This is a genomic window from Paeniglutamicibacter kerguelensis (assembly GCF_017876535.1).
Classification (GTDB): domain Bacteria; phylum Actinomycetota; class Actinomycetes; order Actinomycetales; family Micrococcaceae; genus Paeniglutamicibacter; species Paeniglutamicibacter kerguelensis.
Genome location: NZ_JAGIOF010000001.1, coordinates 3,579,928 through 3,602,332, shown reverse-complemented (window position 1 = coordinate 3,602,332; position 22,405 = coordinate 3,579,928). Strand labels below are relative to the sequence as shown.

Here is a 22,405-nt window from a genome sequence, read left to right as displayed (position 1 = left end):
GCCCCTCCGCGGTTGTGTGATCCACCGCATAGTGCGGCTGTGACCTAAAACCTACCATCTGGTTGGTAGGTGAGTAAAGTGACGCGGAGCACTGTCGCTGGAGGCGTGTTTTGTTACAGGATCAGGCCCTGGGGCCGGCCGTTTCGCGGAGCCTTTCCACCAAACCCAACAGGTCGTTGGCTGTCGAGGAACCAAGGAATGTTTCATTGGTTTCATCGAGGCTCAATAGGGCATTGTGGTTGATTCCGTCGCCGGCGAAGAGTACCAGCTTGGCCAGCGCAGCGTCGCCCAAGGCCAGCAACAACGCCTCGTACCAGCCCGTGCGGCACGTGCGCAGCAGCTCGAGGGCGGCCTCGTCCCCTGTTTGCGCCAACCTGTTCACGGCCTCGATCAGACGTTCAAGCAGGCTGTCGCGACTCAGGGATGAAACCAAGTAGTAGTTGGCGGCGTTGGGCAGGTCCTCCAGCATCTTGTTGGCGTCTGCCGCTGCCTGGGCTTGAAGCTCAACAAAGATTGCCTGCCGCAGTGCGCCCATCGAGGAAAAGTGGTGCAGCACACCGGCCTTGGAAAGCTGGCAGGCCGAGCCGACCGCATCGAGGGTGGCGGCACGGATCCCCTGGTGTACGAGCAGGTTCAGGTACGCGGTGAGAATTTTCTCCCGCTTTCCTTCTTGGGTCAGCATGCGACAATCCTACTCAGGGTCTGGAAGCCGAAGGGGCACCATGAAGGCGCCTGGCCATGCCGGGTGTGATGGCGTGGCTTGAAGCCGCAGGTCAGCCGACCCCGCGCATGGCGTCGAGCAGGCGCTGGGCACGCCCGGGATTGCCGGCAGGTACAGCAAGACGCCCCGCAAAAAAACCGCGGGGCGCCTCGTTGGCCAGGCTAGTTCTGTTCGAAGACCGGGTTCTCGGGCCTGGCGTCGATCGCTGCCAGGGACTTGTCGTCCTTCGATGTTGCCGGGTTCCCGGTGCCGCCGAGCAGTCCCGAAAGCATGTCGCCGAGATCCACTCCGGAGCCCGCCTTGATCATGGCCAGGCCCTCGGTGACGATCCGGTTCGCCTGTTTGACGGCATCCGAGGCACCGTCGCTGCTGATGACCGTGTAGTTGTCGATGCCGGATACCGCATCCGAGCTGGCCTTGACGATCTCCGGCAGGGCGTTGATCGCCAGGAACGCCAGGCTGGACTGGGTATGTCCGGTCAGTGCCGTGGCCTTCGCGTCCTCGGCTGCAGCGGTTGCCGCACCGATGGCTGCAATGGATGCACCCTCGGCCTCGCCGCGCAGGCGCACCGCGTCGGCCTCGGCCTTTGCATTGTATTCAATGGCCGTTGCCTCGGCCTTCGCGTTGAGCTCCACCGCTGTGGCCTTGCCTTCGGCACGGAACACCTCGGCGTTCTTCGAAGCTTCGGCCTCCACCGTCTGGGCGGCGGCGCGGGCCTCTGCGTCGGCAATGGAGGCGCGCTTGGCACCGTCGGCCTCGATGGCCTTGGACTCGGAACGGGCCGTTGCGTTGAAGACGTCGGCGTCCCGCTTGGCCTGGGCCTCGGTGCGAAGCTTGTAGGCTTGGGCGTCGGCAGGCTTGTGGACCTCGATGTCAAGGCGTTCCTGCTCCACCAGGGCCTTTTCGGCCAGCGCCTTGCGCTCGAGCTCTGCAACCAGGACGTCCTGCTCGGCCTTGGCAAGCTCATGGGCCGAGCTGGCGATGGCCGCTGCACGGTCCTCCTCGGCCTTGAACTCGGATTTCTTGATCGCGAGGTCACGCGCCAGAGCCGCGGTGGCCCCTTCCTGTTCAATGCGGGCCGCTTCCGATTCCTGGAAGGCCTTGGACGTGGCGACGCGGGCTTCGCGTTTGGCTCGCTCCAGGCCCGGTTTGCCGACCTCCTCCAGGTAGTCGATGACGGTCGGCATATTGTCCGGGCCGATCACGGTGCGGGAAGGGGTGCTTACCGAGGAGATGTTGAACGCGTCGATCTGGATGCCCTGCTCGGCGAACTGGGTGACCGCTGATTCCAGAGATTGGTCCTGAAATTCCTTGCGGTTGTTGTTCGCGTCCTCGACCGACATGGCCGAAACAATGCCACGAAGCACGCCCTCGGCCGACTTGGTCACCGAGGCGTTCAGGTCTTCCTTCGAGTGAGTGAGGAACCGTTGGACGGCCTTGCTCATGCCCTCGACCGAATCGTCGAACTTGAAGTTCAGGCTGGCTGTCACCGAGGTGGTGATGAAGTTCTTGTCTACGCCTTCCACGGCAAGCTCCACCTGGCGCTGCTCGAGGGACATCACATATTTCTGGTGAATGACCGGCAGAAAAAGCACGATGCCCTTGGTGAATATTTGAACCTGCCCCTTCGCTCCCTTGCCGGCGCGAATGACGGCCTGGTTTGGGGCCACCGTGACCAATCGGGTGGTGGCGTACCAGATGAGGGCTACGAGGACGGCGAGGATTGCTGCGACGGCGATGACCGTTCCATTTACGGCAATATCCATGGGTTAGACTCCGTTCAGTTCAGAGGTGGATGCGACCCTGATGCGGTCTCCAACAACAGCCACAACGGCAATTGGTGTGCCCTGCTCGATAGGGCTGCTTGAAAAGGCGAGGCGCTGGTTGATTTCATCGGGGTGGTTCAGTTGAACCTTCCCAATGATGTTGTTGATATCTGTGGTGGCGACGCCCAGAAGTCCGATGACTTCGTGGGGCTGTGCGTCGGAAATGCTGGCCATCTTCCGGGCAAGCAGCGCTACGCCGACGATGCCGATGGCTCCCAGAAGGGCGCCCGCGATGTAGGCCAGCAACAGTGGACCGTCGTTGAGCAACACAATCGCACCCGCGGCGCCGAAGAGCGTGGCAGCCGCACCGACGGCAGTGGCGGAGATGATTCCGTCGAAAAGATCGAAAATCTCTCCCAGGGTCATGGACATGATCAGGAGCAGGAGGCCAATGCCTCCGATCACTGCGAATGCGAGCATGGGGCTTTCTTTCCGTCGAAGGGATTAACTGTTCAGCCTACTTGGGAAAGGGATATATGCGGTATTTGGTGACTTCTTGATTTGCGCATGTCGGATAGTGATGAAGGCATTGGTCAATGCTTTCGAATTAGTATCGGCACGCGGTCCAGACGCCTGAAAATGGCCCGTTGGCGGGGAATTACTTGTGGCAGGTGGTGGCGGCTGACGGAGTGAATCCACCCGCGTGCGCAATGCTCGGCAAGTGCGGCCTTGTTCTTCGCCATGGACGGTGGGAGACTGCCCGGCGGACGCCTGTCCATGCGGCTGTTGCGCGCCTGATATGCGAAGCGGGCTCGTCAGTGAATCGCGGTTGGCGGCATGGAACCGATCATCGGCCGCGGGCGGGGCGTCGATGAATGCTGTGCCTGCGAGTGGGAAGTTGCGACCCTGTTCGACCTTCCGGTTATCGGGTCAGCTACATGTAGACCGGTGAACTGTGCCCGGGGCAGGTGCAGTGAACCTCGTAGAGTGGCAGGCCCACGGGAGTGTCACCGTATCCCGTGGAAACCAAATGTTCCTCGGAGAACATGAATACCGGGAATTCGTAACTGGCATAGGGGTTGTAGGCCGTTGGGTAGACCCAATGCCCAATGATTTCGTAGCTGGGAAGCGCGTACGGATCGCGCTGGTTGTGCGCGCTCGGGAAAAATTCGGTGCCGACCAGATAGTGACTGGCCACGCCATACTCGTGTTCCTGGTTGATGTGCGCCGGGAACAATATGGCTTCCACCGTGAACTTCCTTATCTAGAGAGGAGGCCGGCGGCTGGATGCCACTGCGAAGGCTCCGTCCGCCGGCCTAACGCCAGCAAAGCGATAAAGTAAGGCTAGCCTAAGATATTTACGTTGTCGATAAATTGCGTTATTTGAACGCTCGGTGTTCCCGCATCAAAACGATCCAGCGGCTCGGCTGTTGGGCATGTGAACCGAACGCAGCGGGCAGAAAAATGCCGGGAGTGCACTGGACGTTTCCGTCCAGCTCCCTCCCGGCATGGAGTTCTTGATTGTGGTCAGGCGTGCATCTTCGCGGTCGCCCCTGAACGCCTATGTTCCTATGGAGAGCTTGTGGTGATGAGTGTTCGAATGCGCCTGTGGCGCAGTGTATTTCATCCATGTTGCCAATTCCTTGGCCAGCGCCTCTAGCTCGGGCGCTGCATAGTGATCCGATTCCCAGGCGGCATGAATGTCAACGGCCAGTGGATCTCCCTCGTGAATCAACAGGGCCTCGTTTAGCCCAAATGCTGCGGGTTCGATGGCAATCGAAGCCCCGCGGCCCGCGGCTGCCTGGGCTTGGGCGAGGATGCCGTTGCTTGCCGGCGTGGCAAGCGACAGGTCGATTGAGGATCGTCCTGCGGCAGCGCGGACGTTGCGCTCCACTGCGCTTCCGTAGCCGGGCATCTGCATGGCGAAACGGGCAACATCCTTGAGCTCGGCTTGTCCCTTGGTGACCGGGAATGGTGCGTTGCCGGGGAAGTGAACGAGGATCGGAGTGGATAGAAGGTGCTGGGAACGCAGCTGTGCAGGGGGTGTCATGGTGTTCACGGCCATGTCCGCTCCGGTGTCAAGAAGCCCATATACATCAGCGGGCCTTGAGGGCAGGATATCGGAGATTGGTGCGCCGGTGGCGATAAAGGGTGCAACAAAGTAGTTGCCAGTGGTTTCGGGACAGGCCACGGTGAAGAGGTGCTGTCCTTCGCCAAGGGCGCCCATGACGTCACTGGCCCGCTCGAGGCGGTTGTGTAGGTCTTGCGCTAGAGCTTGGAGGCGCTCGCCGGCGGCCGTGGGCACCATGCCGGAGGGCGTGCGCCGGAACAGTCGAAGGCCGAGGCTTCGTTCGAGGGAGGCGATTCTGCGTGAGACTGCCGGCTGGGAAACGAACAGTTCGGCTGCCGCTCCGCTCACTGAATTCGAGCGGGCCACTGCAAGAAAGTACATCAGATCCAACTGATTCATCATTACAACAGGTTATATGGTGCTGCAATTTTGGCATTGGACGATTATGTCTGCGGTCACGATAGTAGGTGGTAAGCAACATGTCGCGTCGATCACGTTTAGTCATCGATGACTCGCATCCAAAGGAAGTCCCTCCTATGTCCCAAACCATCACCGACGCCGCCGGGCGTCAGCGCCGATCCATGGCCGGTGCCTTCGTCGGAACCGCCATCGAGTGGTACGACTTCTACATTTTCGGGACCGCAGCAGCCCTCGTTTTCGGACACGTCTTTTACCCGGGCGCTGCGCCGGGTGCCGCTCTGATGGCCTCGTTCGCCACATTCTGGGTGGGCTTCTTGGCCCGTCCCATCGGCGGAATGATCTTCGGGCACTTCGGTGACAAGCTCGGTCGCAAGAACGTACTGGTCATCACGCTGTTGATGATGGGTGCCGCCACCACGATGATCGGCCTGCTGCCCGGTTACGCCCAGATCGGCGCACTGGCCCCCGCCCTGCTCATTGTTCTTCGCGCGCTGCAGGGCATTGCTGTGGGTGGTGAATGGGGCGGCGCAGTTTTGATGGCCACCGAAAACGCCAGCGAGAAGAAAAAGGGGCTAGCCGGTGCCTGGGTGCAGCAGGGATCCCCGGCGGGGTCCATCCTGGCTACGTCCATGTTCATGCTGGTCGGCCTGCTGCCTGACGAGGACTTCTTGTCCTGGGGCTGGCGGATCCCGTTCCTCCTCTCCGCGGTCTTGGTGATCGTGGGTCTAATCATCCGCATCAAGGTCGAGGAATCAGCGGACTTCGAGGCCGCCAAGGCAGCGAACACCGTGGTCAAGGCACCGATCGCCGAGGTCTTCCGGGTTGCCCCGAACATCGTTTTCCTGGGCATCGTCGCCTCCATCATGGGCATCTCGCTGGCATACTTCACCAACACATTCATGCTCTCCTGGACCACTGGCTCCCTGGGCATCGAACGCCAGACAATGCTGAACGTGCTGCTGGGCATGGCGGTGCTGCAATTCATTTGGCAGCCCATTGCAGCGCTGATTGCCGAGAAGATCGGCGCGACCAAGGTGATGATCCTAGGCCTGCTGCTCGCGGTGATCATGGTGGTTCCATTCTTCCTAGCGATTGTTTCCGCGAACCCCGTAAACATCGCCATCACCCTGTACATCACCACCATCGGTGGGACCGCGTACTACGCGCTGCTGGCCAATGCGTTAGCCGCCGCCTTCCCCGCGAACATCCGCTACACGGGCGTCTCGCTCGCATACCAACTGTGTTCCTCGCTCATCGGCGGTGCTACGCCGTTGGTGGCGCAATGGATCCTGAACAGCTCCAATGGCAGTCCCTGGGGTGTTGCCGCGTTCTATGGCGCAATGTTGATTGCCACCATCGTGGGCGTGGCCGGTCTTTCCCGGGCCGCTGCCCGCAGTTCCTTGAAGGCCGTCGCCCAACCAGTGGCCGCCGACCACTAAACGATTGAGCCTTCCCGCATAACCCGTTGCCGGGTCACACCCCTGGGACGTGTCCCGTCAACGAAGTACTTGAAGTCTTTAGAACCCTAGGAGTGACTCCGTGCGCATTGACGCCATCTACACCAACGCCCGCATTCGAACGCTGGATTCGACCAGGCCCACCGCCACACGCATTGGCGTGTTGCATGGGCGCATTGTCGGGTTCGACGAGGAACTTGAGGGCGTGGACGCCGATCGCGTGATAAACCTCGGGGGTGCACCGGTGCTCCCCGGATTCCATGACGCGCACTATCATCTCTCGTTGACCGGGGCGCGGCTTGCCGCCTTGGACCTGAGGCCCACCCGGGTACGGAATCTTTCCGATGTTTACGCTGCGGTGGCCGAGCACGCCGCCACGCTGCCTGCCGACGCCTGGGTTCGCGGGTCGGGCTACGACCAGAACTTCCTGGAGTCCCATCCAGACGGTGCCGAGTTGCACCGGGCCGCGGGCGGGCGCCCCGTTTACCTCGAGCACGTCTCCGGGCACATGGGCGTGGCCTCCACGAGGGCTTTCGAACTGGCCGGGCACCCCGGAGGCCGTGGCGTGCCGGATTTCGACGGCGGCCACGTGCAGCGCGACGAATCGGGATCCGCCACCGGACTGCTGCAGGAGCGGGCCATGCAGCTGATTTACGACCTGGTGCGCCCCATGAAGCTGGACGAGGTGCGGCGAAATCTCGATCTGGCCAACAGGCAGGCCGTCGCCTACGGGCTGACCTCGGTGACCGAACCGGGCATCGGGGACTACAAGATGCTGGGAAACACCCCGGCCGACTTCCATTCCTACCAGAGCGCGGTGGAAGAGGACGTGCTGCGCACCCGTGTGACACTGATGCCCTACTGCAGCACGCTGCATGAGCTGGAAGGTTTCAAGGACCACGGGTGGTTCGGACTGGATCTGGGCATCCGCACCGGGCTGGGAGACGACAGGCTGCGCGTCGGGCCGGTGAAGATCGTCTCCGACGGCTCGTTCATCGGGCGTTCCGCGGCAATGCACCACTGCTACCACGGCGAACCGGACAACCATGGCATGATGCAGCACGACCCGGAAGAGTTGCAGTCCATGATCGTCGGTGCCCACCGGGCCGGGTGGTCCGTTGCCGCCCACGCCATCGGGGATGCCGCAATCGACCATGCCATGGACGGTTTTGCAGCAGCCCAGCGGCTTCTTCCGCGACCCGGCGTGCGTCACCGCATCGAGCATTTTGCGTTGAGCACCGATGCCCAGATCGCCCGCGCGGCAGGTCTGGGGCTGATTCCGGTTCCGCAGGGGGTGTTCATCTCGGATTTCGGCGACGGGATGATGGACGCGGTCGACCCCGCTCTGGCGCCGTTGATCTACAGGATGAAGTCGCTCATTGCCGCAGGCATGGTTTTGCCCGGCGCGACAGATTCGCCCGTCTCCGACGGCAATCCGCTGGTCTCCATCCATGACATGGTCAACCGCACCACGGCAACGGGCCGGGTCCTGGGCCCGGACGAGCGGCTGAGCGTGGACGAGGCAGTGCGTGCCTACACCCACGGTTCGGCGTACGCAGTGGGCCAGGAAAAGGACAAGGGCACGCTGCGCGTGGGCCAGCTGGCCGACTTCGTGGTGCTCTCCGATGACCTGTTCGAGCTCGCCCCGACCAAGATCCGTGACGTCTCCATCGGGGCCACGATCATTGGCGGGCGCACCGTGTACGATGCGGCGGGCCACGCAAGCTAGCCCGGCGTTTTCATGAGTTGCGGATGTCATTAAGCGTCTTTAACGACGAAAAGGTGAGCTGAACTGGGAAAATAGAGGTAACCACACCTTTTATCCACCCAAATCAGGACTCACCTTTTCGATGATCAATACTACCCGCGTTTTCCCTTCCGTTCCGGCGGCCTTGACCGGCCAGTCGCTCATTTCCCATGCCGGGTTGAACGTGCTGACCTCGTTCGTGGAGGCGACCGGTTTCGGTGCCCTGTGCGAGGACCGCTTCTCCCAATTCGTCCCCGAACGAGCCACTCACCGGCCGGGCCGGATCCTCGGCTCGCTCGCGGTGATGCTCGCCGGCGGCGGGGAACACGTCTCGGACCTGGACGTGCTGCGCAACAGCCCCGGACTCTTCGGCCCGGTCCCCTCGGACGCGACGGTGTCCCGGTTCGTTGCACGTGCCGCCGACCAGCCCGAGGCCTTCGCCCACGGCTTTTCCACCCTCAGCCATCGGCTGCGTTCCCGGATCTGGGCGGCGGCCGGAAAACGGAACCCCGCAGCGTTGGCCACCCGTCTGGACCCGCTGGTGATCGACATCGATGCGACCCTGGTAACCGCGCACTCCGAAAAGGAAAACAGCGCCGGAACCTACAAGGGCGGGTACGGGTTCGCGCCCATGATTGCCTCGGTGGATTACGGCAAGGACAACGGCACCGGGGAGATCCTGGCCGCGATGCTGCGGCCGGGAAACAAGGGTGCGAATTCCGCGAAAGATCACATCACCGTGCTCTCCGAGGCCTTGGGGCAGCTGCCCGACACGATGCGCGACGGTCAGGGGAACCTGGCCGCGGAGAGGATCCTGGTGCGCACCGACAGCGCCGGCGCCTCCCGCGAATTCCTGCACCACCTGTATGTGCTGGGACTCCAGTTCTCCACCTCCTTCGCCCTGCCGGTGCCCAACGAACGTTTCATCGGCTGGATCAACAACAAGGAGCACTGGGAACAAGCGCTGGACCAGCACGGAAACCAGCGCCACGACGCCTGGGTCATCGACGCGACCAAGGTCATCGAGCTCAAGGACTACCCCGAAGGCACCCGTCTCTATTTGCGGGCCGAACCCTTGCATCCCGGGGCGAAGGCCTCGCTCTTCGACGTCGACGGGCACCGCGTGACCGCGTTCCTCACCAATGCCCCGCGCTACAACGTCGCATTCCTCGATGCCCGGCACCGAGCCCGGGCAAGGTGCGAAAACCGCATCAAGACCCTCAAGAACGCAGGCCTGGGAAAGCTGCCATTCAAGGCGTTCGCGGCCAACCAGCTCTGGGCCAACCTGGCCGTGCTTGCGCTGAACCTCGTGTCCTGGATGCAAGTGGCGATCCTGCCTGCAGGTCATGCGGCCGGGGTCTGGGACCTGAAGCGATGGCGCTACCGGCTGTTTTCGATCGCCGGAAAACTCACCAGCAGCGCACGGCGGCGACGGCTGCTGGTCCCCGAGGCGGCACCCGAAGCCAACCTCTTCACCACGCTACTCGAGGGAAACACCCGGTTGCGGCACCGATGGCGAAACGGGCACCTGACGGCATAACGGCCCGCCAACAACAGCCCCTTCGAGACGAAAGAGACCCCTTCCGGGAGATGGAACCCGGCGCCCATGCCGGCGACATGGCCATCCCTGCATGCCCGAAAAACAGCCGGGCCGCCGATCCCGGGAAAATCACGGAATCAGCGGCCTGCCGGCACCCGGTGAAAAATCGAGGCTAGGTTCGTCAGGTCCGGTAGTTCACATCGCGGCCAGGCAACCGGCCCATGCGACGCTGTCAAGCAAATGCCGGGAATGCACTGGACGTTTCCGTCCAGCGCCCTCCCGGCATCATGTGTTTGTTTTTGGTCAGGCGCGTCCGATGAACGGCACGGCCCCGGTCCGTGCCGAAGCCAGGACCGCAACGCCGTAGCGAGGCAACGTCACAACGCCGTCCGCCACGGGAACGCCCAACAGGTCAACCGAATCCTGCGGGGTAGTCACCGCCAGCGGCTCGGTGCCGTGGTTGAGCACGAACGTGTAGTCGGTGTCCGCGTCGCTGCGGGTCACCACCTCCAGCGCGGTGTCCGGTACCTCGCGTGCGGGAAGCCCCGCAGCCTCAAGCACCCGGCGGAAGAGTGCGTCCAGGCCCGCGGCCTCAGGTACCACACCCAGGTACCAGGCGGCACCGGTGCCGGAGCCGGCACGACGGGTCACCGCCGCGCGTCCCGCCAGCTCGCCACTGGTGTGCGACCCCAGCACCTCGGTGCCGGTGATGAGCTCGAGCCATTCGCTCCAGATGGATACGGCAAACGATTCTCCGGCGACCTCAAGCTTTTCGTGGATGCCGTCGGGAATCGGCCAGTGCTCGTCGACCTCGATGCCCAGCAGCTCGCGCAGCGGGCCCGGTGCGCCGCCGGCGTGGACCTTCTCCGTCTCATCGACGACGCCGCTGAACGGGCCTACGACCAGTTGGCCGCCGCGCTCCACGAACGCGGTGAGGGCCGCGGCCTGCTCGTTGCTGGCGATGTAGAGGTTGGGGACCACGACGACGTCGTAGCCCTCGAAGGAGTCGGTGGCGCGCACAGTGTCCACAGGGTGCCCGAGGCGGAAGAACGCAGCATTCCAGGCGCGGGCCTGTGCCGCGTAGTTCAGGCGCTGGGACGGCAGGGACTCGGTGGCGGAGGAACCCCACCAGGAATCCCAGTCCACGACCAGGCCCACCGAGGCGCGCACGCGCGTTCCGCGGACGGGTTCCAGTTTCTTGAGCTCGGCGCCCAGGGCCTTGGTTTCCTTGAAGCTGCGCGATTCCTCGCCGCGGTGCCCGAGCATCGCCGAGTGGAACTTTTCCTGGCCGAACTTGGCCTGGCGCCACTGGAAGAACATGGCGCCGTCGGAGCCGTGGGCGATGGCCTGCATCGAGTCGATGCGCATCTGCCCGGGGGCCTTGGGCACGTTGACCTCGCGCCAGCTCACCGCGCTGGCCGACTGCTCGAGCAGCAGCCACGGCGCACCGCCCTTCAGCGAGCGCATCAGGCCGTAGTTCAGCGCCGCCGAGACGTGGGCCAGCGGGTCGGCCGGGTCCGGGTAGGCGTCGTCGGTGACGAGGTCCTCCACCGCGGCGAAGTCCCAGTAGTTCAGGTCGCGCAGCAGCGACATGAAGTTGGTGGTGACGGCGATGTCCGGGGTGACCTCGCGCAACACGTCGATTTCCACCTGGAAGAGTTCCAGCAGCGCGTCGGAGGAGAAACGCTCGAAGTCCAGCAGCTGGGTCGGGTTGATGGGGCCGGTGGCGGTGCGCGGCGGCTCGATGTGGTCCCATTCGGTGTAGCGCTGGCCCCACACGCCCACGCCCCAGGCCTCGTTCAGGCCCTCGAGGGTGGTGTAGCGGTTCCGCAGCCAGGCCCGGAAATGCGCGGCGGAGGCCGGGCACCAGCAACGCGAGACGTGGTCGCCGTATTCGTTGGAAATGTGCCACAGCGCCAGCGCCGGGTGGTTGCCGTAGCGTTCGGCCATCGCGCGGGTCATCCGGGCGACGTTTTCGCGCCAGATGGGCGAGCTGGGGCAATAGGCCTGGCGGGAGCCGAATTCCAGCTGCTGGCCGTCCACGTTGCGCGGGAGCATTTCCGGGTGCCGGCGGATCAGCCAGGACGGCGGGGTTGCGGTGGCGGTGGCAAGGTCGATCTTGATGCCGGCGTCCCAGAGCACCTCGATGACACGGTCAAGCCAGCCCCAGTTGTACACGCCGGGGGTCGGCTCGAGCTGCGGCCAGGAGAAGACCGGAAGGCTGACGATGTTCACCCCGGCCTCGACCATGAGCCGGGCATCTTCCAGCCAGGTCTCCTCGGACCACTGGTCGGGGTTGTAGTCCCCGCCGTAGGCAAGGGCGTCTAGCCGGATGGACCGGGGTTCGGGCATGTCCGTTCCTTTCTGTGGCGGCACCTGCCGCCGGGTGTTTGCCGGTGGGAGCGTCCCGCTCCGTGGGTGTGCCGGCCCCGTGCGGGGGCCGGCGGAGTTGCCTGTGAGCCCGCTCGGGGCTACCAGCTTTCGTCGTTCGTCAGCTGCACGGCCAGGTCGATGAACAGCGCGGCGGACCAGCCGAACGCGGTGGTCGCCGTCTTGGCCTTCTGTCCGGTGACGGGGTTGAAGTATTCGTGCGGGCCGCCGCCGTGGATGACAAGATTCACCGTCTGCTCGGCCAGATCGCGCGCACGTTCGGGCTCGCCCGAGTTGCGCAAACCTTCTATGACCAGCGAGTTGGTGTTGATCCAGACCGGTCCGCGCCACATGCGCTCGGTGGAGAAGTCGGCGTCGTCGGCGGCAACCGTGGGAATCGACCACGGGGTGCCGAACCTTGCCGGGTCCGCCAGGCCGCCGAGCAGCCGCTGCTTGATGGCTTCCGGCAGCGAACCGGTCAGCAGCGGCATCAGGCCGACCACCGCATGGCTGGGCACGGGGTTCCCCGCGGCGCGGGCGTGGAAGAAACCTGTCCGCTCGTCCCACATGCCCAGGAGCAGCTCTTGGGTGCGGGCGGCCCTGGCCCGGTGCTTCTGCGCCAGTTCCTGCGCGCCGGCGTGGCCCTGGCGCTCGGCGAATCCTGCCAGCTCCAGATCCTGCAGCACCAGGTAGGCGCCGAGGTCCGGCGCGGTGGTGGGAAGCGGCCCGTCGAAGATCGGGCTGTCGTCGAGCCCCGAGGAGTACGGGTGGCCGTATTCGGGCATGCCGTCGCCGTCCAGGTCGGAGGCCGCGAACCACCAGTCCTGCGAGTTGCGCAGCGTGGCCAGGTGCTTTTCAACCCAGTCCGCCCCGTCCCAGTCCTCGGCGGGATCCGCTTCCAGGACCTTGCGCAGCGCCCAGGCGGCCAGCGGCGGCTTGGTCAGCGGAACCGGGGCCGAGGGGTCGGCGATTGAGGATCCCGCACGGCGCAGGGTCTCGCGGTCGGAGGCCGGAAGGTCGTCGCTGGTGGCCAGGATGCCGAGCTCGTGCACCACGTCCGGCAGCTGGCCGTCGGTTCCGGGGAAGCCGAAGGCCAGGGACAGCTGTTCGCGGGCCAGCTCCGGGTCGCCGTGGCGCAAACCCACGGCAATGAAGTACGCATCCCACTGCCACAGGCCCACGTAACCGATCTTGGAGGGGACCACCGCGCGGGCCGAACCCAGCGCCGGCATTTCCACGATGTTGGCGCCCAGCACCCACCAGCAGAAGGCGGCCATGTCCCGCAGGTCCTCGCGGACCGCGGGGCACTTGGCGAACCACTCCAGCCAGATCAACTCGGTCGCCGCAACATGGGCCGTGTGCCGGACCGAATGCACGGCCACGGCCGTGCGAGCGGAATCGATGGCAAAGAGCATGGAGCCGGCGGGGGCTTCGCCGACCGACATCGAGTGTGTCAGGCCGTCGGGGGTCTGCCAGCGGACCGTTGCGGGCCCGCCCTGCCCGGGGCCCGGTCCGATGCTCAGGCCCGAGGGCCCGGCGAAGCTCAGCGTGATGGCGCCGCCGCCGAACTCGATCACGTGCGGCAGGACCCGGGTGACGGGCAGGATGCAACCCTCGGGCCCGTGCACCCGGAGGTTCTCGAAGACCAGGCACTCGCTGAGCCGCTTCTCGTATTCGGAGGTGCACACGCGCAGGCCATCACCCTGCGCAAAGACGATCAGCCGCGAGCGCGGCAGCGTGAACGGCGCCTGGATGAGGTCCAGGTGTCCGCCGGCGGCCTCGAGGTTCTCGCGGGCACTCGCGGTTTCGGTCGGGAAAAGCATTTGTTATTTTCCTCCCAGGCCTGAGGCGGCCATGCTGTTCAGGATGCGGCGCTGGCCGATGACAAAGGCGATCAGGATCGGGATGGTGGCGATGGAGGATGCCGCCATGACCAGTCCGTAGTTGACCGACCCGAACTGGCTGGTGAAGGACGCAAGGAGCAACGGCACCGTGTAGAGCTCGGGGGAGTTCAACAGGACCAGCGGGAACAGGAAGCTGTTCCACACGCTCAGCGCGGTGATGATCACCAGCACGCCCAGGCCCGGCTTCAGGTTGGGCAGGATGACGCTCCAGAAGATGCGCCAGCGGCTCGCGCCGTCGATGACCGCAGCCTCCTCGAGCTCCTTGGGCAGCGCCAGGACAAACTGGCGCATCAGGAACACCGCGAACGGGTTGACCATCATGGCCGGGACGATCAACGCCAGGTGGGAGTCGATCCACCCCATCTTGCTCATGAGCAGGTAGAAGGGCACCAAGGTGACCTGCGAGGGGATCATCTGCGTGGCCAGGAAGACCACGAAGATGGACTTGGAACCGCGGAACTTGATCCGCGCGAACGCGTACCCGGCCATCGACGCGGTGACCAGCGTGCCCAGGATGGACAGCACGGCGATGTAGATGCTGTTGAGGTAGGCCTGCGCAAACGGGACGGCGTTCCAGGCGTCGGCGAAGTTGGACCAGGTCCACGGGTCGGGCCAGAAGCTCAGCGGGTCCTGCAGCAGCTGCGGCAGGCCCTTGAGCGAGGTGGCGATCATCCAGAGGAACGGGAAGACCATGGCAATGCCCGCAACCAGCAACACGATGTGCAGCGTGGAGGAGACGCCGATGGCCGCCAGGCGTTCGCGCATCGGCGCCTTCGGGGTGGTCCCCGCGGGGACCTTCGTTTCTTCAAGGTTCAGGGTGCTCATGCTGCATCATCCTCGTAGTGGACGAACTTCTTCTGGGCGCCGAACTGGATGGCCGTGATGACCAGCGTCATGACCAGCAGGATGACCGCGGCGGCGCTGGAGGGACCGAACTGGAAACGGCCGAAGCCCAAATCGTAGATGTGGTAGACGATGGTCCGGGTGGCGTTGTCCGGGCCCGCGTTCTGGGTCAGGATGAACACCGTGTCAAAGGTCTGCATCGAGGAAATGAACGCCACGATCGTGGAGAAGAAGACGATCGGGGAGAGCAGCGGCAGCCGGATCTTGGTGAACAGCGACCACCACGCGGCGCCGTCGATGCGTGCGGCCTCGATGACCGAGGGGGAGATGTTCTGCAGGCCGGCCAGGAAGATGATGACGTTCAGGCCCAGCGAGGACCAGATCGACACGATCGACACGGCGATCAGTGCGAGCTTCGGGTCGCCCAGCCAGTCCGGCGGGGTGATCCCGAAGATCTTGCCTATGGTGGCGCTGAAGATCCCGTCGGCGCGGAACATCTGCTGCCAGATCATGGCCACGGCCACGGTGCTTGTCACCACGGGTGCGAAGAACAGGATCAGGTACAGGGTCCGGGTCTTGAGCTTTTCCAGGGCCACCGCGATGACGACCGCCAGCCCCAGCCCGATCGGCACCGTGATCAGTGCCAGCAGCAGGGTGTTGATGATCGACTTGTGCAGCAGCGGGTCCGCGAGCTGGTCGGTGAAGTTCTTGAACCCCACCCACGTCAGGTCCGTCAGGCCGTCCCATTCCGCAAAGGCCAGGACCAGGCTTGCGCCAAACGGAATGAGCACGAACAAGACCATGCCAATGACCTGCGGGCCGATGAAGACATAACCCCAAGCGCGGTCGCGCTTGCGCCAACCGGCTTCCTTGCGCATGCCCGGGGGAGTGGCTTGGGCGGAGGACCGCCGCGTATTCACTCGCGCGGGTTGCTCCGCGAGTGTGGTGCTCATTTGCCGGTCTTCGACGCGATGAGGGCCGCCACCTTGTCGAGGGTTCCCTGGGCGTTGTTCTTGCCCTGGTAGAGCTCAAGGAACAGGTCGGAGATGTCGGTGGACAGTGCCGGGACCGCGCCTTCGGCGGCGTAGTTTGCGAAGCCGACGTCGCGCATGTCCAGGAAGGTCTGGGCGTGGGTCGGGTAGTTGTCCTCGAGCACGACCTCGTCGGCGCCCTTGATGGACGGCACCGCGTTGCCGCCGCCGGTCAGGCGGAATTCCTGGCCCTCGGCGGAGAGGAACTCGGTCCAGTACGTGAACGCGGCATCCTTGTTCTTGGTGTCGGTGTTGATCGCCAGGTAGGAGGCGGCAACGCCGGTCGGTGCCGGCTTGCCGTCCGGGGTCGGCCAGTCGACAACGTCGTAGCCTTCCTGGACCTTGGCGCCCTTGAGGGTGCCGATCGTGTAGCGGCCCTGGGCGAAGAATCCGGCCTTGTGGGTCACGAACTTGCTGTCGGCGCCGGCGCCGGAGGGCAGGGAATCTGCGTCGACGAACTTCTTGTCCTGGAAGTACTTGCCAAGGGTTTCGACAGCGGCCAGGGTCTTGGGGTCGGAGTTGCCCACGAACTTGCCCGAGGCGTCATACGCGGCGCCTCCCTGTGCGGAGATCCAGCCGTAGTGGGTGGCCCAGTAGTTCCAGAACATGGAGCCGATCAGCCCCTTGGCGGCGATCTGGTCATTCATTTCAAGGAACTTGTCGGTGGTCCACTTGCCTTCGGCGGCGAGGGTTGCAGGGTCCTCGGTGATGCCGGCCTCTTCCAGGACCTTCTTGTCGTACCAGAACGCGTCGCTGTTGACGTCGTTCGGTGCAGCGTAGGTGATGCCCTCCTGCTGAGCGGCGCCAAAGGTGCCGGGGAAGAAATCGTCCTTCTTGGTTTTGCTGGCGTCGGATGCCATCAGGTCATCCAGTGGCATGAGGCGCTTGGAACTGACAAACTGCCCGAGCTTGTCATCGCCAACGTAGAAGACGTCGGGTGCGGTCTTGCTGGTGAGCTGGGCAAGGAGCTTGGAGTGGTACTCGCCGTAGCTGGCCACGGGCTGGAGCTTGACCTTGATCTCCGGGTGGCGCTTCATGAATTCGGTGTTGAATTCGGTGAAGCGGGTCAATTCCTCGGGGGTGCCCCAGGTGCTGAAAACGATGGAGCTGTTGCCGCCCGCTGCCGGGCCGGATGTGGTTCCGGAACCGCCGCCGCATGCGGTCAGGACCAAAGCGGAGACCGCGGCGACGCCTAGGGACAGAACGCTTCTTCTTTTCAGATCCTTGGAATTCCACATGCCAATACCTCTTTCGGTGAGAACGGTCGATTCTTCGCCGCAATGGCTCGAAATGATGCGATCTACCCCGAGAGGATGGAGTGATCGACGCCACAGCAGTGCTTGTATTCTGTATACATGAGACACGATGTGTCAAGTGTCACTTTGTTTGCTTATGTTTGAACTTGAAAGAAGGTCCGGACTCGCCGGTTGGCGCATGGCCGCCTAAAGACTTGCAATTTCCATGCCCACCTCTAGTGATATTGCACATGGCATACCTTTTTGGTTGCATTTGTTCGCAATCGAACAAAGTGTTTTGGGTTAAATTTGGCCAAGAAAGACGCGTGGAGGACCCCGCGCACCCGCATTGGCCACGCGGCGGGGCACTCACGCGGCCCGTGCCGCGTGCAGCGCTGGGACGGCCTTTTAGGTCGCCGCGGGCCGTCTACTTGCCCGGCCGGGCAAGCCTGCGGGAGTTGTGTTCTCGAACGCCTCGGTGCAGGCGCTTCGAGGGTCCGATGGCGTTTACGCCAAAAACCGGCCTTCGCATCCGGTGAGAGGACCGATTGCGAGCGTCGCAGCGAAGGTCATTCCTCGCTTGAAAACCTTCAAGATTTTCTGCTTTTGAACTAGTCGGACCAGCGGATGTCGCCATCGATCACGGTCATGTTTACTTGGGTTGAGCGGAGTTCGAGCGGCACACAAGTGGTTGGGTCGCGGTCAAGGACAATGAAGTCCGCGAGTTTTCCGGGTTCCAGGGTTCCCTTGAGGTGAGATTCGTCGGTGGCAATGGTGTGTGAGGTGGCCGCCGCGTGCAGGGCCTGTTCCCTGGTGAGGATTTCCTCGGGCTGCCAGCCCCCGGCGGGGAATCCGTTGGGGCGTTGACGGGTAATTCCAGCGAACAGGCTGTGGAAAGGGTTGGTGTCTTCCACCGGAGCGTCCGAGCTGAACGACACGGTGCCTCCGGCATCCACGATGCTGGCCCAGGCGTAGGAAAGTACGTCATGGTCAGCGAGCAAGTCGTCCACCAGCTCGATGTCCGAGGTGCAGGAGGCCGGCTGCATGCAGGCCAACGCGCCGCTGGCGGCCAGACGCCCCAAATCCCGGCGCGCGATGTGCTGGACATGCTCGATCCGGTTGGCCGCGGCGGGTTTGTCCCCGGATTGCGCCGCCGCATGTTCGAAGGCGTCCAAGGCGTTGGACACGGCGCGGTCGCCGATTGCATGAACGGCGGCCGACAGCCCGTTGCGGTTGGCCAATGAGACAAGGCTGTTGAGTTCTACCGCCCCTGTCACCGCAAGGCCTTCGGAATGAGTGTGGCCGTAGGGTGCATGCATGAGGCAGGTGCCGGAGGAAAGGGACCCGTCGGAGAAGATCTTCACTCCTCCGCGGCGCAGCCATGCATCGCCTTGGCCCGTGCGTATGCCTTGCTCAATCAGCGATTCGAGGGCACTGACGGGCATGACCTTGTTGACGCGAAGGGGCAGTTCGCCACGTTGGTGCAGGTCGGAAAATGCGTCCCAGGCATCCATGCCGTCGATGTCGTGGAGGGTGGTGATGCCCTGGGCGGTGAGTGCGCGGAGGGTTGCCGGGAGGTAGGTTGCCAGATCTGCCCGGGTCACGTTCTCCAGCATGCGGCCGGCCCAGAAGCCCGCGGCTTCCAACAGGATGCCGGTCGCCGCTCCCGAAGCGTCGCGCATGATGGTGCCGCCGCTGGGATCCGGTGTTGCCGAATCGATGCCCAGGTATTCCAGGGCTGCGGAATTCAGCCAGTAGGTATGCAGGTCCGAATGATGCAGTGCCGTGGGGCGCCCGCCGGTGACCGCATCAAGTTCCCTCAGGTCGGGAAGTTCAGTGTTGTTCCAGGTCCGGTGGTTCCAGCGTCCGCCGAAAATCCAGCTGGTGCTGTCCCTTGGATCGAGCATCGCGGCCCGGGCGGCCACGAGCGCGACGGCTTCGGAGGCGGATGTGGCCGGGGCCAAATCCACTTCGGCCCGGCGTAGGGCCAACTGGGCGGTGTGGACGTGGCTGTCGGCCAGTCCAGGCATGGCGTGTGCCCCGGCGAGGTCGATGCGTTTGGCCTTCGAGGCGAATTCGCGGGCCTCGGAAACGGAACCGAGGAAGTGAATGCGACCTTCCGCCGTCACGAGTGACGATGCCGTGGGATTCGTTGAATCCAATGTGTGGAATACGGCATTCTCATACACCGTGAAATCCATGCAGCGCCCCTTGTCATGCAGTACATATATGCCGATGTCGAAGAACCTACTTCGAATACGTTGCACTGTATGGGGCGCACGGTTTCCGAACAAGGATTCTTTGCGACGTGGCCGGTATTCGGGAAATTGTGACACCGGCAGCCGAATCGCGAATGGCAGGGGGTCTCCCGACGGGCGCGCGGAGTCCCAAAATGACCTTGCCGGGAAAGCAATCGGCCTCCCTGCGCGTGCAGGGAGGCCGGGTGTGTATGTGGAGCGCGCCGGGTTTAGACGCGGGCGCGGCTGTCGTCCTTGTTCGCCATGGCCTTGCCGATGCGCGAGGTGCTGTTGAGCCAGTTGGCAGTCAATGCTGCCTTGGCGGCGGTGAGGTCCTTCTCGATAAGCGCCTTGGCGATTGCCGAGTGCTCGGTCGCGGCTCGTTCTACGCGGTCCTTGGCCCCGACGAAGAACTTTTCGTAGCGCCGCAGGGCAACCTTGTGCGAGGCTATGGTCTCGAGGAGCCGCCGATTGGGGCACTTGGAGAGCAGGAGCTCGTGGAAGTCGTCGTCGTGGCTGTTGACCTCTTCGGCCAGGGCTTCGGTGGCCGTAAACGCCTTCGCGGCATCCATGACCCGTGGCGCAATCGCGTTCAGTTCGTCAGCGGGGCTGAGTTCCAGTGCGAGGCACTCGAGGGCCGCAATGATCTGCACGGCCTCGGCGAAATCCCGCTCGCTTATGGGGGCCCAGCGGAAGCCCTTGCCGGAAATGCGGGTAATGACACCCTGCTGGGATAGCGAAATAAGCGCCTCGCGCAATGGAGTCCGGCTGACGCCGAGTTCCGCCGAGAGTGTCACCTCGTTGATGCTCTCGCCCATATCGAATTCGCCTGCGCCGACGCGGTTCATGATTTCTGTTTCGATCTGTTCGCGCAGTGATTGGCGTTGAATTGCCACTGTCGCCCCCTGGTTCTCGATAGATGAAGCACCGGATTTGATCACCTCTATTGTACTAGAGACTGGGTTCAGTATACTGTATACAGAAATATGAGAGGAAGTTCACAAATGGACGTGACGATTGGCTTGATTGTGAATCCCGTGGCCGGCCTCGGCGGCCGCATGGCCCACAAGGGCAGTGACGCCTCGAATATTCGCGATTTGGCCAAGCGTGCCGGGATCGAACCCCTGGCTCCGGAAAGGGCCGGGCAAGCTGTTCGCCGGCTGTTGGACGGGCTGGAATCATCCCCGGTTGCCGTGCGAATCCTCGCAGGTGCTGACGAAATGGGTGCCGATGCGCTCGATGTCGGCATTCCCCACAAGATTATCGCCTCGGGTGCCATCCACCCCGGGGCTTCGAGTTCCGAAGACACCAAATCAATTGCGCGGAACATGGCCGCCGCCGGTGTCGACCTCCTGCTGTTTGCCGGGGGAGACGGCACGGCCCGCGACATCCTCGACGCCATCGGATCCAGCATCCCGGTGCTGGGCATCCCCGCAGGCGTCAAGATCTACTCGGGCGTCTTCGGCTTGACACCTTCGGAAACCGGCGCGTTGGCTGCGGGTTGGCTCGCCAACCCCAACCGTTGCAGCGACGAACGCGAAGTCGTGGACATTGACGAAGACGAACTGCGCCAAGGCCTTGCGACTCCCAGCCTCTACGGGACGCTGCGGGTCCCCTCGGACTCTCGCCGGCTTCAGCCTCGCAAGTCCGGCAGCCCCGCCTCCGACATCAATGCCGCCCGCTCGTTGGGCATGGCATTCGCCGCCACCATGGTCCCGGATCGCCACTATGTGCTTGGCCCGGGTAGCACCACCATGGCGATCGGCAGCGCACTGGATTTGGAATTGACCCGACTGGGAGTGGACGTTGTTTGCAACGGCCAACTCATCGCCGAGGACGTCGACGCGGATACGCTGAACGCGATGGTTCCCGCCGAGGGCGCCACCATCGTGGTCACCCCGCTGGGGCAACAAGGTTTCGTCATCGGGCGCGGCAACCAACAGATCGACTACCGCGTGCTGCAACGCAGCGAACTGAAGATCGTTGCCACGCCCTCCAAAATGATTTCCCTGGGCGGGCGACCGCTCTGGGTCGATTCGGGACATCCCGAACTGGACGCCACGATCTGTGGCTACACCAAAGTATTTACCGGGGCGAAAGCCGAAGTAATTTATCCCATCAGCAACACCGCTGATGCCCAGGTTCGAGCCTAAACACCATAAGGAGCAGTTCATGCGTTTGAAGGACAAGTCTGCAATCGTCACCGGCGGCGGATCCGGCATCGGCCGGGCCACGGCACTGGCCATGGCTGCCGAAGGCGCCAACGTCGCGATCTTCGACATCAACGAAGAAGCGGCACAGGCCGTTGCCACCGAAGCCGCGGCATTCGGCGTCAAGACCCTGGGCTTGGCCGTCAACGTTGCACTGGATGAAGACGTGAAGCGCGGAGTGGCCACGGCCGCGGCCGAATTCGGCACCGTCAACGTCCTGTTCAACAATGCAGGCATCATCCGCCGTGCCAACGTCATCGACACCACCCTTGAGGAATGGGACCAGGTCATGGGCGTGAACGTGCGCGGCCCGTTCTTGCTCTCCAAGTACGTCATCCCGCTGATGATCGCCGACGGCGGCGGCGCAATCGTCAACACCGGCTCCGGCTGGGGCCTCAAAGGCGGCGGCGACGCACTGTCCTACTGCACCTCCAAGGCGGCAGTCGTGAACATGACTCGCGCCCTGGCCATCGACCACGGCCCGGACAACATCCGCGTGAACTCGGTGAACCCGGGCGACACCAACACCCCGATGCTGCGCGAGGAGGCCCGCCAGCTGTCCCAGGCCGAGGCCGCCTTCCTTGAGGAGTCCAACGACCGCCCGCTCAAGCGCATGGGAACCCCCGAGGAAATCGCCGAGGCCGTCATCTGGCTCGCCAGTGATGCCAGCAGCTACGTCACCGGTTCCGCACTGGTTGTCGACGGCGGCGGAATCGCCTAAATTGTTCCCGCACAACCACCGAGTCCCGCCGGGTGAAGCTAAACACTTCGACCGGCGGGTCTTTTCTTACCTTGTCGCTAGCAGGGCCAGGTGCACCAGGTGAAGCCCGGTTCGATAGCCATCATGTATTGG

At 63.7% G+C, this 22,405-nt stretch carries 17 protein-coding genes; 5 read left to right on the top strand and 12 right to left on the bottom strand.

Annotated elements, in window-relative coordinates:
- Positions 1–121: 121 nt before the first annotated feature.
- From JOF47_RS16410 to JOF47_RS16390, 5 genes are all read right to left on the bottom strand, one after another.
- Positions 122–682 (bottom strand): TetR/AcrR family transcriptional regulator, encoded by a 561-nt coding sequence (locus JOF47_RS16410; protein WP_210000352.1) that lies wholly within the window; start codon positions 680–682, stop codon positions 122–124.
- A 200-nt stretch (positions 683–882) separates the two neighbouring features.
- A complete protein-coding gene (locus tag JOF47_RS16405) occupies positions 883–2,487 on the bottom strand; it encodes an SPFH domain-containing protein (RefSeq protein WP_210000350.1) in 1,605 nt (534 codons plus the stop codon).
- Positions 2,488–2,490: 3 nt separating this feature from the next.
- On the bottom strand, positions 2,491–2,967 hold the full coding sequence (locus JOF47_RS16400) for an NfeD family protein (RefSeq protein ID WP_210000348.1): 477 nt from the start codon (positions 2,965–2,967) through the stop codon (positions 2,491–2,493).
- Between the two features lie 454 nt (positions 2,968–3,421).
- Positions 3,422–3,736 (bottom strand): hypothetical protein, encoded by a 315-nt coding sequence (locus JOF47_RS16395; protein WP_210000346.1) that lies wholly within the window; start codon positions 3,734–3,736, stop codon positions 3,422–3,424.
- A 312-nt stretch (positions 3,737–4,048) separates the two neighbouring features.
- A complete protein-coding gene (locus tag JOF47_RS16390; RefSeq protein WP_210000344.1) occupies positions 4,049–4,960 on the bottom strand; it encodes a LysR family transcriptional regulator in 912 nt (303 codons plus the stop codon).
- Positions 4,961–5,094: 134 nt separating this feature from the next.
- Between JOF47_RS16390 and JOF47_RS16385 the strand changes: the two genes are divergently transcribed.
- The 3 genes from JOF47_RS16385 (at position 5,095) to JOF47_RS16375 (ending at position 9,722) form a co-directional block, all read left to right on the top strand.
- Positions 5,095–6,417, top strand: a complete 1,323-nt coding sequence (locus tag JOF47_RS16385) for an MFS transporter (RefSeq protein WP_210000342.1) — start codon at positions 5,095–5,097, stop codon at positions 6,415–6,417.
- Positions 6,418–6,517: 100 nt separating this feature from the next.
- Positions 6,518–8,164 carry an amidohydrolase gene (locus tag JOF47_RS16380; RefSeq protein WP_210000340.1) on the top strand — a complete coding sequence of 549 codons (1,647 nt, stop codon included), beginning with the start codon at positions 6,518–6,520 and terminating at the stop codon, positions 8,162–8,164.
- Positions 8,165–8,285: 121 nt separating this feature from the next.
- Positions 8,286–9,722: an IS1380 family transposase gene (locus JOF47_RS16375; protein ID WP_210000338.1), complete on the top strand. Its 1,437-nt coding sequence runs from the start codon at positions 8,286–8,288 to the stop codon at positions 9,720–9,722.
- Positions 9,723–10,025: 303 nt separating this feature from the next.
- On the opposite strand, the gene JOF47_RS16370 is transcribed toward JOF47_RS16375, so the two are convergent.
- From JOF47_RS16370 to JOF47_RS16340, 7 genes are all read right to left on the bottom strand, one after another.
- Entirely contained in the window at positions 10,026–12,074 is a 2,049-nt protein-coding gene (locus JOF47_RS16370) for a beta-galactosidase (RefSeq protein WP_210000335.1), read from the bottom strand.
- A gap of 119 nt (positions 12,075–12,193) precedes the next feature.
- Positions 12,194–13,915, bottom strand: a complete 1,722-nt coding sequence (locus JOF47_RS16365; RefSeq protein ID WP_210000332.1) for an amylo-alpha-1,6-glucosidase — start codon at positions 13,913–13,915, stop codon at positions 12,194–12,196.
- 3 nt (positions 13,916–13,918) lie between these two features.
- Positions 13,919–14,821, bottom strand: coding sequence for a carbohydrate ABC transporter permease (locus JOF47_RS16360; RefSeq protein WP_210000331.1), 903 nt, complete (start codon positions 14,819–14,821; stop codon positions 13,919–13,921).
- On the bottom strand, positions 14,818–15,792 hold the full coding sequence (locus JOF47_RS16355; RefSeq protein WP_210000328.1) for a carbohydrate ABC transporter permease: 975 nt from the start codon (positions 15,790–15,792) through the stop codon (positions 14,818–14,820). Before JOF47_RS16355 ends, JOF47_RS16360 begins: the two co-directional genes overlap by 4 nt.
- Complete coding sequence (locus JOF47_RS16350) at positions 15,789–17,108, bottom strand: ABC transporter substrate-binding protein (protein WP_210000326.1); 1,320 nt, start codon at positions 17,106–17,108, stop codon at positions 15,789–15,791. The genes JOF47_RS16355 and JOF47_RS16350 overlap by 4 nt, the downstream gene beginning before the upstream one ends.
- A 608-nt stretch (positions 17,109–17,716) precedes the next feature.
- Entirely contained in the window at positions 17,717–19,306 is a 1,590-nt protein-coding gene (locus tag JOF47_RS16345; protein WP_210000323.1) for an amidohydrolase, read from the bottom strand.
- Between the two features lie 266 nt (positions 19,307–19,572).
- The gene (locus JOF47_RS16340) at positions 19,573–20,238 is read right to left on the bottom strand and encodes a GntR family transcriptional regulator (RefSeq protein WP_210000320.1); all 666 of its coding nucleotides are present in this window, start codon (positions 20,236–20,238) and stop codon (positions 19,573–19,575) included.
- A gap of 108 nt (positions 20,239–20,346) precedes the next feature.
- Between JOF47_RS16340 and JOF47_RS16335 the strand changes: the two genes are divergently transcribed.
- Together JOF47_RS16335 and JOF47_RS16330 are read left to right on the top strand one after the other, a co-directional pair.
- The gene (locus JOF47_RS16335) at positions 20,347–21,495 is read left to right on the top strand and encodes an ATP-NAD kinase family protein (protein WP_210000318.1); all 1,149 of its coding nucleotides are present in this window, start codon (positions 20,347–20,349) and stop codon (positions 21,493–21,495) included.
- 19 nt (positions 21,496–21,514) lie between these two features.
- The gene (locus tag JOF47_RS16330; RefSeq protein ID WP_210000316.1) at positions 21,515–22,273 is read left to right on the top strand and encodes an SDR family NAD(P)-dependent oxidoreductase; all 759 of its coding nucleotides are present in this window, start codon (positions 21,515–21,517) and stop codon (positions 22,271–22,273) included.
- Positions 22,274–22,405: the final 132 nt, after the last annotated feature.